Source organism: Coprobacter fastidiosus (assembly GCF_030296935.1).
In the GTDB taxonomy this organism is placed as follows: Bacteria; Bacteroidota; Bacteroidia; order Bacteroidales; family Coprobacteraceae; genus Coprobacter; species Coprobacter fastidiosus.
The window spans coordinates 1,488,807-1,501,914 of sequence record NZ_AP028032.1; the positions used below are offsets into that span (position 1 = coordinate 1,488,807).

11 protein-coding genes and 1 pseudogene are annotated in these 13,108 nt (G+C 39.1%); 6 read left to right on the forward strand and 6 right to left on the reverse strand.

Features of this window, described 5'->3' with window-relative positions; genetic code table 11:
- The first annotated feature begins 10 nt into the window (after positions 1–10).
- Positions 11–958, forward strand: coding sequence for a phosphoribosylaminoimidazolesuccinocarboxamide synthase (locus QUE35_RS05865; RefSeq protein WP_022601659.1), 948 nt, complete (start codon positions 11–13; stop codon positions 956–958).
- A gap of 94 nt (positions 959–1,052) precedes the next feature.
- Positions 1,053–1,793 (forward strand): bifunctional demethylmenaquinone methyltransferase/2-methoxy-6-polyprenyl-1,4-benzoquinol methylase UbiE, encoded by a 741-nt coding sequence (gene ubiE, locus QUE35_RS05870; protein ID WP_022601661.1) that lies wholly within the window; start codon positions 1,053–1,055, stop codon positions 1,791–1,793.
- Between the two features lie 206 nt (positions 1,794–1,999).
- Here ubiE and QUE35_RS05875 read toward each other — a convergent pair whose 3' ends face one another.
- Positions 2,000–2,449, reverse strand: a complete 450-nt coding sequence (locus tag QUE35_RS05875; RefSeq protein WP_009318763.1) for a helix-turn-helix transcriptional regulator — start codon at positions 2,447–2,449, stop codon at positions 2,000–2,002.
- 155 nt (positions 2,450–2,604) lie between these two features.
- Between QUE35_RS05875 and QUE35_RS05880 the strand changes: the two genes are divergently transcribed.
- Positions 2,605–2,868: a hypothetical protein gene (locus QUE35_RS05880; protein ID WP_022390172.1), complete on the forward strand. Its 264-nt coding sequence runs from the start codon at positions 2,605–2,607 to the stop codon at positions 2,866–2,868.
- Positions 2,869–2,870: 2 nt separating this feature from the next.
- Here QUE35_RS05880 and QUE35_RS05885 read toward each other — a convergent pair whose 3' ends face one another.
- From QUE35_RS05885 to QUE35_RS05895, 3 genes are read right to left on the reverse strand one after another with little or no spacing between them, the layout of a single operon-like run.
- On the reverse strand, positions 2,871–3,371 hold the full coding sequence (locus QUE35_RS05885) for a flavin reductase family protein (RefSeq protein WP_022390173.1): 501 nt from the start codon (positions 3,369–3,371) through the stop codon (positions 2,871–2,873).
- 18 nt (positions 3,372–3,389) lie between these two features.
- Positions 3,390–5,144, reverse strand: a complete 1,755-nt coding sequence (locus tag QUE35_RS05890; RefSeq protein ID WP_147404867.1) for a coiled-coil domain-containing protein — start codon at positions 5,142–5,144, stop codon at positions 3,390–3,392.
- A 21-nt stretch (positions 5,145–5,165) separates the two neighbouring features.
- Positions 5,166–8,147 carry a PEP/pyruvate-binding domain-containing protein gene (locus QUE35_RS05895; RefSeq protein ID WP_416241635.1) on the reverse strand — a complete coding sequence of 994 codons (2,982 nt, stop codon included), beginning with the start codon at positions 8,145–8,147 and terminating at the stop codon, positions 5,166–5,168.
- Positions 8,148–8,321: 174 nt separating this feature from the next.
- On the opposite strand from QUE35_RS05895, the gene gdhA reads away from it, so the two are divergent.
- Together gdhA and QUE35_RS05905 are read left to right on the forward strand one after the other, a co-directional pair.
- The gene (gene gdhA / locus QUE35_RS05900) at positions 8,322–9,656 is read left to right on the forward strand and encodes an NADP-specific glutamate dehydrogenase (RefSeq protein ID WP_009318757.1); all 1,335 of its coding nucleotides are present in this window, start codon (positions 8,322–8,324) and stop codon (positions 9,654–9,656) included.
- A 260-nt stretch (positions 9,657–9,916) separates the two neighbouring features.
- A pseudogene (locus QUE35_RS05905) lies at positions 9,917–11,169 on the forward strand (metal-dependent hydrolase family protein).
- An 81-nt stretch (positions 11,170–11,250) separates the two neighbouring features.
- Here QUE35_RS05905 and QUE35_RS05910 read toward each other — a convergent pair.
- Positions 11,251–11,646, reverse strand: a complete 396-nt coding sequence (locus tag QUE35_RS05910; RefSeq protein WP_022601668.1) for a hypothetical protein — start codon at positions 11,644–11,646, stop codon at positions 11,251–11,253.
- 146 nt (positions 11,647–11,792) lie between these two features.
- On the opposite strand from QUE35_RS05910, the gene QUE35_RS05915 reads away from it, so the two are divergent.
- Positions 11,793–12,080: a helix-turn-helix domain-containing protein gene (locus tag QUE35_RS05915; RefSeq protein ID WP_009318754.1), complete on the forward strand. Its 288-nt coding sequence runs from the start codon at positions 11,793–11,795 to the stop codon at positions 12,078–12,080.
- 30 nt (positions 12,081–12,110) lie between these two features.
- Here QUE35_RS05915 and QUE35_RS05920 read toward each other — a convergent pair whose 3' ends face one another.
- Complete coding sequence (locus tag QUE35_RS05920) at positions 12,111–13,103, reverse strand: hypothetical protein (protein ID WP_022601669.1); 993 nt, start codon at positions 13,101–13,103, stop codon at positions 12,111–12,113.
- Positions 13,104–13,108: the final 5 nt, after the last annotated feature.

Consider the following 13,108-nt stretch of genomic DNA (forward strand, 5'->3'; position numbering starts at 1 on the left):
TATTACAGAAATGAAAAATGCTTTGGTAAAAACAGACTTCAACTTTCCGGGTCAGAAAAGTGTATATCACGGGAAAGTACGCGATGTGTACAATATCAACGACGAACTGTTGGTAATGGTCGCCAGTGACCGAATTTCCGCTTTCGACGTAATACTTCCAGAAGGGATTCCCTACAAAGGACAAGTATTGAATCAAATTGCCGCAAAATTTCTTGATGCGACTTCAGACATTGTCCCGAACTGGAAAATCGCAACTCCCGATCCGATGGTTACTGTCGGCGTTCGCTGTGAACCGTTTAAAGTAGAAATGGTCATTCGAGGTTATCTGACCGGTAGCGCATGGCGAGCTTATAAAGCCGGAGATCGAACATTATGCGGTATTACTTTACCTGAAGGAATGATAGAAAATCAAAAATTTGAAACTCCGATCATCACTCCGACAACCAAGGCTGATGAAGGCCATGATGAAAATATTTCGAAAGAAGAGATCATTGCTCAGGGTATTGTGTCAAAAGAAGATTACGAACAACTCGAAAAATATACACAGGCATTATTTAAGAGAGGTACTGAAATGGCAGCCGAGAAAGGATTGATTCTTGTCGATACAAAATATGAATTCGGAAAAAAAGACGGTAAAATCATCCTGATTGATGAGATACATACTCCGGACTCTTCTCGTTACTTTTATGCAGATGGTTATGCCGAACGTCTTGCCAAAGGCGAAGAACAACGACAGCTTTCTAAAGAATTCGTCCGTCAATGGCTTATTCAAAATGGTTTTCAAGGGAAAGAAGGTCAAAAAGTGCCGGAAATGACTCCTGCATATTGCGAAAGCGTCTCAGAACGGTATATAGAACTTTATGAACATATCGTCGGTGAAAAATTTATCAAAGCTGACACCGAGAATGTCGCCGCCCGTATAGAGCATAATGTCACGGAATTTTTAAACAAACAATAAATGCCGGAATAAATCATACAATGAAAAGCAATTGCCGATAAACACGTTCTTCGGCTTTTGCTTTTCAATATTATTTTTTCAAATAATCCTTTTTATGGATAAATACAAAGCAGAATCGATACTTCCCTATAATAAAAAAGAGTCAAAAAGTTCTCAAGTCCGGCAAATGTTCGACACAATTGCCCCGACATACGACATGCTGAACAGAATGATGACTTTCGGTATAGACAAACAATGGAGACGTGCGGCGATGAAACGGCTCGCAGCATATCGCCCCAAAACAATACTCGACATTGCTACCGGCACGGGAGACTTGCCTCTGCTCATGGAAAAAATGTTTTCTCCCGAAAGTATTACGGGAATAGACCTGTCGGAAGGAATGCTAAATATAGCCCGCAAAAAAATAGATGAATACCATCTCAATGACAAAATAAAGTTCTTCTGCGAGAACTGTCTCTCACTGTCATTTGCAGACAATACATTCGATGCGATTACGGTATCTTTCGGCGTTCGCAATTTTGAACATTTGGAAAAAGGATATTCCGAGATGTATCGGGTATTGAAACCCGGAGGTACATTGGTAGTGATCGAATTTTCGACCCCCGAACATTTTCCATTCAAACAACTTTACCGATTATATACATTCCATATTATCCCATTAATGGGAAAACTGTTTACCAAAGACAGCCAAGCCTATACATACCTACCCCGATCGATCGCTGCCGTTCCGCAAGGAGAAGAAATGCTGAAAATATTTCATAAAGCCGGGTTTTCCAAAACCTACTGCAAAAAACTGACTTTCGGAATATGTTCTATCTATATAGGAGAAAAATAAAATGTCTTCCTAAAACTATCTTGAAAACCTTTTTATTCTATTTCCAACGAGACTTCAAAGAACCTCTTGCAAATAAATTATTTAATATTAATTAACTTATAATTTCTATTATTTAGGATATAATATTTAGATTTCGCAGAATATACCGAACAAAAACAAGAGAAAACTCCTCTGTCTATCCGAATTTTTAAACTACAAAAATAGGATCAGATAGAAAATAATTTCTTTTGATAGAGATCAAGTCGCTCTTTATACAAGTTGTTCATTTCCTTCAACAACGATATTTCTTTATCTTTCGAAAGAATCAGTTCTTCTATTTCCGGAGTAACTCCATTCTTGACAATATATCCGGCAACCTCTTCCGCAACAAAAGGAACAGTCTTGGAAAGATCGGACAACGATACCGAAGCAGGATATCCTCCGCTATTTTTGTCGGAAAGAGTTTCTGATTTAAAAAATTCCGAAATATCTAAACCGTAGAAATTACAAATCGTCAATAAAACATTCAAATTCAGGTTACCACCTCTGACTGCTTTTCCGATCGTATTCTTATCTATACCTAATTGTAGCGAAGCTTCTTGATAAGTTATCTTATGCCGGTTTAAATATTCCCTGAATTTATCTCCGGAATAGACAATTTTTTTCGTCACAGCCATGTTAAAATAATATTTAATCGATAAATTTGTACTTATTTGTGCAAAAGCAGAGAACTATTTTGTTAGTTTTGCAATAACTAATATACAAAATTTTAAAGATTTATCATCACCCGATATAAACAGATAAAAAAATTTTAACCACAAAAACCGGCATTATGAATGAGATAAAAAAGCTGGCCATCGCTTTACAACAAAAGTGTGAAGAAGAACATGTCAATTATGGTATCTTCTTCAGTGAAGTATCGCATACGATTACAGGGGGCGCAACTTTCACACTTGAAGAAATTGCTATAATGATAGAAACCATAGCCAGAAATTTGCCTGTAGAACAAATAAAATTCCTACAAACAGTACTGTCTATGGTTATTGAAGAAAAAAACGAAGACCCTTCAGCAACTGCACAACAATTAACGAATTAAGATCATTCTTCCCAGACCTCTTCTATTTCTCCAATAAATATTTTATGCAGGTCTCGGGAAGGATACCAAGTTTCCAAAATAGATTTATCAATAAAAGAATTTTCTCGTAATTGATCACAATATAACTTCCGACATTTAAAAATTAATCGTGCTTCTTTAAAAGCAACGCATCCCCGGGAAGGCTCAAAAGGCGTTATACCTGCCGCTTTCGCTTTATCTATTTCCTTTCCCGATTTCGTACCGCACAATTTAAGGGCACTCCGATACTGCTCATTAAAGAAAGAGAGAGTAAAACATTCTTCTTCTTCGACAAATTCAAGCGTATATCTCTGAGGGCGTATAACGACACAAGCTACCGGTTTACCCCATAAAAATCCAATTGTCCCCCAACTGGCCGTCATCATATTATAATGATCTATATTTCCAGCCGTAATCAACATCCATTGTTTTCCGATAAGATCTATAACATTATCTTTCAATACAGAAATATCAATCTTGCGCATATTTTTATTATATTTAAATTACCATAAACTCATTTGTGACGGATCCGGTTTTACCTCCGTCTTTTCTTCCTCTGCCATCAATTCTTTCTCCTGCAGTTTCTTTTCCGCTTTTTTACGAGCTATTTCTTCCGGTGTATCAGGACGTGTAGGAACTAACCAATCAAGTTCTTCAGGTTCATCTAAAAATCGGCTATCCCGACTGTTTTTCTTCAGTTCATCTTTCAAAACATCTATTTCAGCCATCAATGCCCGGATATTTTTTCTGTCGATCTGCTGATCGTTTTCAAATTGCCGAAGCGTCTCTTCAGATATTAACAATTTCTGTTGCAATTCCGTTCGTTCCGACTTCTCTTTTTCTACTTCTGCAAACAAATCCTGCCGTTGCGCTTTCACCGCGGCCAACATATCATTAGCAACCAACAATTGGTGTTTAATATCTATCATATCCCGAAGATTTGCCTCTGTTTCCTCAGTCTGCTTTCGCTGAGCGTCCAATTCAGCAGACTTTTTTTCCAATAATGCCGATACATCTTTTTTTTCTTTTTCCAAAAGATCAATCCGACTTTCCAATAATTTCACAGAAGACTGCAATTCTCCACTCCTACGCTCTTCATTTCCGATATTCTGTTTTAAAGAACGCACTTGATCTTCCGATTCTGAAAGAGCCGCTTCCAAACGAGCTTTTGCATCAAGAGTTTCTGTCAACATCTTATCGGCATTTTTCTGTTTTTCCAACTCTTCAGTTAATATACGCAGTTCATTTCGAGCAGATTCTATTTCATTCTCTTTAGAAACCGACAAGTCGAAAAGTTGTTGTTTCTCCAGCAACAGAGAATCAACTTTACGTTTCAACATTTCTTCTCGCTCTACAGCCTGCCTTACTGCATCATCTTTGGCGTGCAATACTTTCGTCAGAGATTCATGCAATTCCTTATTTTCAGCTATCATCTGATCGAGCTCATCCTGCAATCCGGCATTTTCAGTCTGCAAAGTAACAAAGGCATTATCGGCATCTTGTTGTTTCGCAATAACAGAATCCAGATGTTTCTGCAAATTCTCCGCCTTTTCTGTAGCTTTCTGCAATTTATCAGGAAGGGACAAATCTACTTGTTGCACTTTCGCCAACTCCTGCTCAAGACGAGATTTTTCTTCCTGCAAAGCAGCCAACTCATCCGCCTTATTTTTTTCCTGCACAGCCGCAACTTTAAGCTTATTGTTCAGTGCACTTTTTTCCATATCGCTTTGCTCTTTGTCAGCCTCAAAAGTCACAATGCGCATTTCCAATTCATGAACCCGCTCGCCTAATGCCCTTTTTTGCCGTTCGGCGCTTAAATACTGACTTTGAAACTCCTCTTGTTTCGAAGAAAGCTCATGTATATAGTCATTCAACTCTTTTACCTGCTCTTTCAACCGGATTTCATCTTGTTTCCACTGTGAAGAGCCTTCTGTTTGTATCTTCTCATATATAAACCGTATATAATCGGTAAACGGAGATAACAAATGATTATATATATTCCGTTTCTCAGCTTCTTTATCTATCGACTGACGAACCAACTCGGGAATAGACTCGTTGATAAGATCAGCCATTTTATCCAATAACGGTTGTGGTATCTGTTCTTCGGTAAGAGCCCGGACATATTCTTTTGCCAAAGCCGGGTCAATAGAGCAATCCTGCCGGGCACTCTCTTTCTCTTGAAGCACTTCATCTTCTTCATTTGTAACCGAAGAAGCTTGCCACAGCAATTGCATCGATTTCATAAATTTTGATTTCATTCCCGTTTTATATAAATTATTTTACTTTTCTTTTACATTTCCGGCATCCGGTTTTATAACAATACCTATGCTCTTTTTCCCGTTTATCTTTACTATCACCGGACGTTCGAACCGTACGACCCGAAGAAAATCGGTTTCCTGTTCCGCATTCAGGCGGTTTAAATACTCTTCATCGAACAAACATCCTTTTGAAGAAGGGTTGATGGTAAAATATCCCACCCCGAAAGAGGTTAGATTCTGAAAAAAATGAGTCCCTTGACTCGGCTCTATATGATAACCGGCCAACGCCGTCTCGACAATCAACTTCGAATTAGAAATATGAGGCCATTTAACAGGTATTCCGAGAGCCGTATCACTCGATCCCCAACGTCCCGGTCCTACCAATATATAATTTTCACCCCGTTCGGTAAACATACGGTTGATCTTCTCTATTTCTCTTGCTATCAAAGAATTGTTCGAAGACCTGAAATTATCGCTTTTTACATATACCACATGACATATATTATCCATAATGCCATGTCCCAATGCCGAGTCGGTCTTTAAAAGCAGGTCCTCATCCCTCACCTCTCCGATTTCGTCATCTCGCATTTCTTTCGTATCTACGATAGGGCGTATCTGCAACCAATACAGCATCCCCTGTTTGTGTTCCTGATTAGGTAAATTCGCTGCAAATTCTATCTCTACAGGACGTCCCATCTCCTGAGACCCGAACTCCAGCATCATTTTTAATAATTCAGCTAAAGGGAATACCCCATGTTGCAAGATATTTGCAAAGGTAACGACTTTTCTTCCTCCTTCATAATATCCGTCACGGATTATCTGATCATACGGATCAAAAGTCGAAACCATCCCTCGTAACGAATTATCTTTTTCTGCATCTCGGATAGATAGTTTCAACAAATTAAAACTATCATCGATCGAAAAAGTTTTTCCCATGCTTTTCAAATCAAGAGCATAAAAACGCGTTTGAGTATCGCTAAGCGCCAAATCGAGCGTACTGGTCTGCAATACATTACATGGATGTTTAGGCGAAAAACGTAAACTCCGTCCTCCATCGACAATATATTTCCCTAATCCCACGGCAACATCAACGACTCCGTCTTCCGCTTTCTCATCATTGATCGGATAATAATTCAAAGATCTTCCTACTCCGGCAAAAGATGGATAATAACGATCTCCATATTGTGAGCCCACCACTTCCTGTAAAATAATCGCCATCTTTTCCTGATCGATTACATTAGATGTTGCGGTCATATATGCTTTGCTGTCGGCATAAAAAACAGAAGCATATACCCCTTTAATAGCGTCGCTCAACAGCCGGAGCATTTCATCTTTATCTTCAAGAAACGGAATCATATAAGTCGAATATATTCCTGCAAAAGGCTGGTAATGAGAATCTTCGAGCAGACTGGATGAACGAACAGCAATCGGACGCCCTACTACCTCGAAGAATGCCATAAAATCATCGACCAATTTATCCGGTAATTTAGCTTTCAAAAAATATTCCAAAATATCCTCATCCGGCAGATCGGATAATGCAATCTGATAAAGATTGTTCGTCTCCATAAACTCATCGAAAATATCGGTGCAAAGAACCACCGTTTTAGGAATCGAGACACTCACGCCCTCATAATTCTCAAGTATCGGATGCCGCTTGATCATAGAATCGATAAACGCAAGTCCACGTCCCTTTCCCCCTAAAGATCCCTGTCCTATACGGGCAAAATTAGAATATTTATCAAATCTCTCCCGCTGAAAGATAGCAACGACTCCCCGATTTTTCATTTTACGATACTGTACGATAGCATCAAAAATAAGCTGTCGCATTTCTTGCGATTCGCTAATGTCGGTAAATTGTTTCTGGCGAAGCAATTCGGCTATCGGAAACATCGCCCGGGAATAAAGCCAGCGAGAAATATGATTACGAGAACCATGATAATATAGCGACTCATCGGGAATAGACATTATCGTATTTTGCAAATCCTTCAGATTACGTACCGTTGCAATAACCTCACCCGTATGAGGATTAATAAACTCGAAATCCCCGAAACCAAAATTTCGGAGAATAGTTTTACGCAAATCGACAGGCAACTTTTTAGAGTTCTTATCCAAAAAACAAGCATTCAGAAACATCGCGTCTTTTTGATTCTCCACCTCTGAAGACTCGATTATAATCGGCAGAAATTCATCTTTCTCTCGTATATAAGAACAAAATTTCAAACCGGCTTTCTTATCTTTTTCTCCAGCCCTTTTGAAAGACACGTCAGTAACAATTCCCAACATGTTATTAGGATATTTGTTATAAATCGCTACCGCCTCTTCATAGGTACGGGCAAGTTTTATTTTAGGACGTCCACGCATTCTAAGCATCTGCTCATGCTGATTCAGAGCTTCGGTCGAGAATATTTGCGACTGTTTCAATACAAATTTATAAAGGTGCGGCAAAATAGAAGAATAGAAACGAATCGAATCTTCTACCAACAAAATTACTTGTACCCCTACGGAGTTTATATCCTCCTCAGCATTCATTTTATCTTCTATCAGTTTGATGATAGCCAGCAAAAGGTCGGCATTACCAAGCCAACTGAACACATAATCGACACCACTGAGATCCTCGTTACTGATCCGCCGCGATACTTCTTGAGAGAACGGGGTCAACACTACGATAGGGATATCGGGATAAATGCTTTTTATCTCTTTCGCTTTCTCGAACGTATCACTATTTTCAATTCCCGGCATAGCAATTATCAGGTCATAACGTTTTCCGGATAGTTCCCGAAAAGCTTCGTCAAAACTATTTGCCTGAGTAACTCGAGGAGGCGAACTCAAGTTCAAAGACGTATATTCGAAAAAAATCTGTTCGTCCACGCGCCCGTCCTCTTCAAGAATAAAAGCGTCATAACGACTGGCAATAAGCAACACATTAAAGATTCGTTTTTGCATTAAGTTAGCAAAAGAGGTGTCTTTCAAATATAATTGCTTTATATTTTGAGTTTCCATAATCAATTTCGGTATATTCAGATTACAAAATGCTAAAATTTATTTTAGCTCTTTGATGTTCAAATTTAGCAAAAATAATTTTTTTATCCGCATAAATGATTAAATTTGCAATAAGGGCTAAAGGTACTATCCAAAGCTCTTAAAAATAAATAAGTAACCTTATAAAAACACATCGCTATGAACATAAAAGACATCATGGCATCGCTCGAGGCTAAACACCCGGGCGAACCGGAGTATCTTCAAGCTGTCCACGAGGTACTTCTATCGATCGAGGAAACCTATAATGAACACCCCGAATTTGAAAAAGCTAAAATCATAGAACGACTTGTCGAACCTGACCGGATATTTACATTTAAAGTACCTTGGGTAGACGACAAAGGCAATGTCCAAGTAAATCTCGGATACCGTATACAGTTTAATAATGCGATAGGCCCGTATAAAGGCGGCATAAGATTCCACGCTTCCGTAAACCTGTCTATTCTGAAATTTTTAGGATTCGAACAGACATTTAAGAATGCATTGACAACCCTGCCTATGGGCGGAGCTAAAGGCGGATCGGACTTCAGTCCGCGAGGAAAGTCCGATGGTGAAATAATGCGTTTCTGCCAAGCCTTCATGCTCGAATTATGGCGGCATATAGGTCCTGACACTGATGTCCCTGCCGGCGATATAGGCGTAGGCGGCCGTGAAGTGGGTTATATGTACGGAATGTATAAAAAACTGAAACGAGAAAATACAGGCACATTTACAGGTAAAGGACTGGAATTCGGAGGTTCTTTAATCCGCCCCGAAGCCACAGGATTCGGAGGATTATACTTCGTAAAACAGATGTTATCGACCAAAGGGATAGAAATCAAAGGAAAAACAATTGCCGTAAGCGGTTTTGGAAATGTAGCATGGGGAGCAGTAACCAAAGCGACCGAATTAGGAGCTAAAGTCGTTACCTTGTCAGGACCTGACGGTTACATTTATGATCCAGACGGAGTCTCCGGCGAAAAAATCGATTACATGCTCGAACTCCGCAGCTCGGGCAATGATATCGTTGCCCCGTATGCCGAGAAATTCGGAGTAGAGTTTTTCCCGGGGAAACGACCTTGGGAGCAAAAAGTCGACATAGCCCTTCCTTGCGCTACACAAAACGAACTGGACGAAGACGACGCCAAGCAACTAATCGCTAACGGAGTCATCTGTGTAGGAGAAATTTCGAATATGGGTTGTCGCCCCGAAGCAATAGATTTGTTTATCAAACACCGTATCATGTATGGTCCGGGAAAAGCAGTAAATGCAGGAGGAGTTGCGACATCCGGACTCGAAATGACTCAAAATGCCATGCATATCAGTTGGTCTGCCGAAGAGGTTGATGCCAAACTGCATCAGATCATGAGCGATATTCATCACCAATGTGTAAAATACGGTACTGAAAAAGACGGATATATCAATTATATGAAAGGGGCTAATATAGCCGGATTTATGAAAGTTGCAAAAGCCATGATGGCTCAAGGTATTATCTAAATTCAGACATAAAGACATATTTCTTGAAAATCGGATCTGAAGAGACTCCTAAAAGTCGTTTTTACGTGACTTTTAGGAGTCTCTTTACATTTGAATGATTGCCGGCTCACTCATTTTTTCAATCACCCCTCCCCTTCTCTCTTCGGATATAAAAATTCAAACGACAGTCAGACTGAACAAAGATCGTTATCCAATTATCCGTAAAAAGACAAACTTTTTTCACGTAATTCCGTTTTATCGACAAAATAGCATCTTTCGATATGGAACAAACTATTTTAATAAAAAACGTCCGGATATTCAACGGAACAGACGAAAAAACGGTTATGGGAGATATTCTGATCCTGAACAACCGAATAAATAAAATAGCTGAACCCGGAACGATATCGGCAGAAGGAACGATAATCGACGGAAAAGGTAAATTTCTGATGCCCGGACTCATCGATGCACACTGGCACTCCTACATGTGTTGCAACACAATGATAGACTTGCTTACTGCAGAAACGGACTACACACAATTAAAAGCCGGTGTCGAAGCAGGGAAAACCCTAATGCGCGGTTTCACTACGATACGGGATGCCGGAGGTCCGGTGTTCGGACTAAAACGCGCCATCGATGAAGGGATAATTCCGGGTCCCAGAATTTATCCGAGCGGATCCCTCATTTCTCAAACCGGAGGACATGGTGATTTCAGGGCTGTATATGACGATCCCCGACCTTTCGGCTGTTGTTGTCTGACTCACACCGAAAAAATAGGTGCGGCTATTATCGCAGACGGAGTGGATGCCGTTACCATCGCAGCACGGAATAATCTGAGGTTGGGTGCTAGCCAAATAAAATTGATGACCGGAGGCGGAGTCGCCTCACTTTATGATCGCCTGCAAGATTCCCAATATTTTGAAGAAGAGATTCATGCCGCTGTAAAAGCGGCTGAAAATGCAGGTACTTATGTAATGGTACATGTCTATGTACCGCAAGCAATCACCCGAGCAATACAAGCCGGTGTAAAAAGCATAGAACACGGACACTTGATCGATGAAGCGACAATGGAATTGATCGCTCGAAAAGAAGTATGGCTCTGTATGCAACCTTTTACCCTCGATGACAATCAATATCCCACTCAAGAACAACAGGAAAAACATAAGATGATTGTTCAAAATACAGATAATGCTTACAGATTGGCAAAGAAATATCAGGTAAAACTCGGATGGGGAACAGACCTGTTATTCAATCCTGCTAATACGAAAAACCAAAATAAAGATATAGGGAAACTTAAAAACTGGTTCAATAATTTCGAAATACTGAGAATGGTCACCTATGATAATGCCCGGCTATTGTCTCTTTCGGGATCGAGGAACCCTATCCCGGAGATTTAGGAGTAATCAAGGAAGGTGCTTTTGCCGACATGTTACTTATAAACGAAAATGTTCTGGAAAATATTCAATTACTGGAAAACCCCGATGACAATATTCTATTGATTATAAAAGACGGGCAAATCTATAAAAACAAATTATAGCAATAAATTATGAGCATATCCATTTATATAAAAAAGGTGCTCTTCAATAAAAGCACCTTCTAATACTTACAACCACAAAAATTATTTTTGAATCAAACCTTTCAGTAATGAAATAAGATCATCGATCTGCTTATCTTTACTTTTTAAACTGTCTGCCTGCTTTTCAATAACATCCCAAACTTTAGCCGGAATAGAAACGATTCCCGAAGACTTAAATACACTACCATAATTACCGATAGATTCGGTCGCTACGGTTTTCCCTTCTGTGGGAACAAGCATCTCCCCCTCTCCTGTCAACAACCAACTTTTGTTCAGATCAGGAAATTGCAGAGATATGCTTTTCAATTTTGCCGGCTGTATAGAAACCCGCATATTGTTTACATACCCATATGATAAGCCACACCGATTCTCAAAACTTCTTATCGAAATTTTTTTATATTCTATAAATGCTTTGAGCCTCTCTTTTACTGAATCCATATCAGGTATTTTTAATTATATAACGAACAAAATTCATTATTTGTTTGGATTTTAACGAACATTGTTATATATTTGCATCGTAATAATATATATTACGAAACAAAAATATAAATATTACAGTGAATAAACAACTTTGATACAGAAAAATGACATTTAAAGATTTTCCTGTCGGCAATGCATCCTTTGTCGAATATTACAAATCTCTTCCCGACCGTCGGGTAGTAAAAGCACCCAAAAGTGCTTTTGTGGAATATATCGCACATAAAACATTGAAATCGGAAAAAACTGTACGAATGTGGATTGCCGGAGTACAAACTCCGGATGCTCTGACTCAAAAAGTCATAGCTGAGGAATTGGGAGTTCCTCAAGATCAGTTATTCCCTGAAAAAAAGTCTGCAAATACAAATAAAACGACCGTTAATCAAAAAATATAAAATTTTCCCCTCAATTTTCTTTTAAAACAGCTAAAAATCAGCGTTCACCGCTGTCGAGATTATAGTCGAAATTTTTTCAGCTCCCTTTTTATTAGGATGTAACGGGTCATAAAAATCATCTGAAGTAAGAGATTTCCGACAATCTATGAATTTCAATTGCGGCAGTTCTCCCTGCAATTTTCCGATAATCTTTTCTTGTTTTTCAGATGACAGACCTTTCACATCCGGAGCATGAGAAATAATTGCTATATACAACTTCACATTCTTTCGTTCTAAATAATCATTTGCTTTAATAAGCAAATCTTTACATTCTTCCGAAATAGAAAAATCATCAGCCCAAGAATAATCTTCCTTCTCCAACATCTGTATTACGGTCTGATAATTCGGAGCTTTATCTATCTCGGACGGGAATAAATAAGGGAACTTCAAATCATCGAGAATACCGCTGTCAGGAGCATCCTCATCCAAATGAAGACGTAAAAAACGTATCAACCCCGAACTCACGGTTTGGCGGGACTTGAAATTATAATAAACATCCGGCCTATCTAACTTTTCCCAAAACGCCTTTGGGAGCAATTGCTTTATATCTTCATTCATCGGATATTTCCCCATTTTCAAAGCGATAATCGCGGGTTCATTAAAGACAAGCGGTTGCGTAAACTCCTCTAATTTAAAACATTGTATTACCGCTTTTGTATCATCAGGTAGCATCGGATAGAACAATAAGCTCTCCCCGATCGATTGCCCTACCGATGAGAAGTTATATGTTTCAGGATTTCCGGACAAATGTTCTTGTATCATATTGGCATCTACTCCGCTCATAGCTTTACTATTTCCGAAAACAACGATTTCCGGAGTTACAGTACGAGTTTTCAGAGCATCCAATATAATCCCTATCCGGGAGTAATCATTCGGAAACAATTTATATACATAGGGAGCTGTTACATTAAGTATTATCAACAACACGATAAATACTCCTCCGAATAGCGCCACATTTTCAATTTGCTTTTTTGTAAGTTTCATAATCT

Excerpts from the sequence above, each read along its gene's own strand:
- QUE35_RS05865 (WP_022601659.1), top strand. The coding sequence starts at position 11 with ATGAAAAATGCTTTGGTAAAAACAGACTTCAACTTTCCGGGTCAGAAA.
- ubiE (WP_022601661.1), top strand. The coding sequence starts at position 1,053 with ATGGATAAATACAAAGCAGAATCGATACTTCCCTATAATAAAAAAGAG.
- QUE35_RS05875 (WP_009318763.1), bottom strand. The coding sequence starts at position 2,449 with ATGGCTGTGACGAAAAAAATTGTCTATTCCGGAGATAAATTCAGGGAA.
- QUE35_RS05880 (WP_022390172.1), top strand. The coding sequence starts at position 2,605 with ATGAATGAGATAAAAAAGCTGGCCATCGCTTTACAACAAAAGTGTGAA.
- QUE35_RS05885 (WP_022390173.1), bottom strand. The coding sequence starts at position 3,371 with ATGCGCAAGATTGATATTTCTGTATTGAAAGATAATGTTATAGATCTT.
- QUE35_RS05890 (WP_147404867.1), bottom strand. The coding sequence starts at position 5,144 with ATGAAATCAAAATTTATGAAATCGATGCAATTGCTGTGGCAAGCTTCT.
- gdhA (WP_009318757.1), top strand. The coding sequence starts at position 8,322 with ATGAACATAAAAGACATCATGGCATCGCTCGAGGCTAAACACCCGGGC.
- QUE35_RS05910 (WP_022601668.1), bottom strand. The coding sequence starts at position 11,646 with ATGGATTCAGTAAAAGAGAGGCTCAAAGCATTTATAGAATATAAAAAA.
- QUE35_RS05915 (WP_009318754.1), top strand. The coding sequence starts at position 11,793 with ATGACATTTAAAGATTTTCCTGTCGGCAATGCATCCTTTGTCGAATAT.
- QUE35_RS05920 (WP_022601669.1), bottom strand. The coding sequence starts at position 13,103 with ATGAAACTTACAAAAAAGCAAATTGAAAATGTGGCGCTATTCGGAGGA.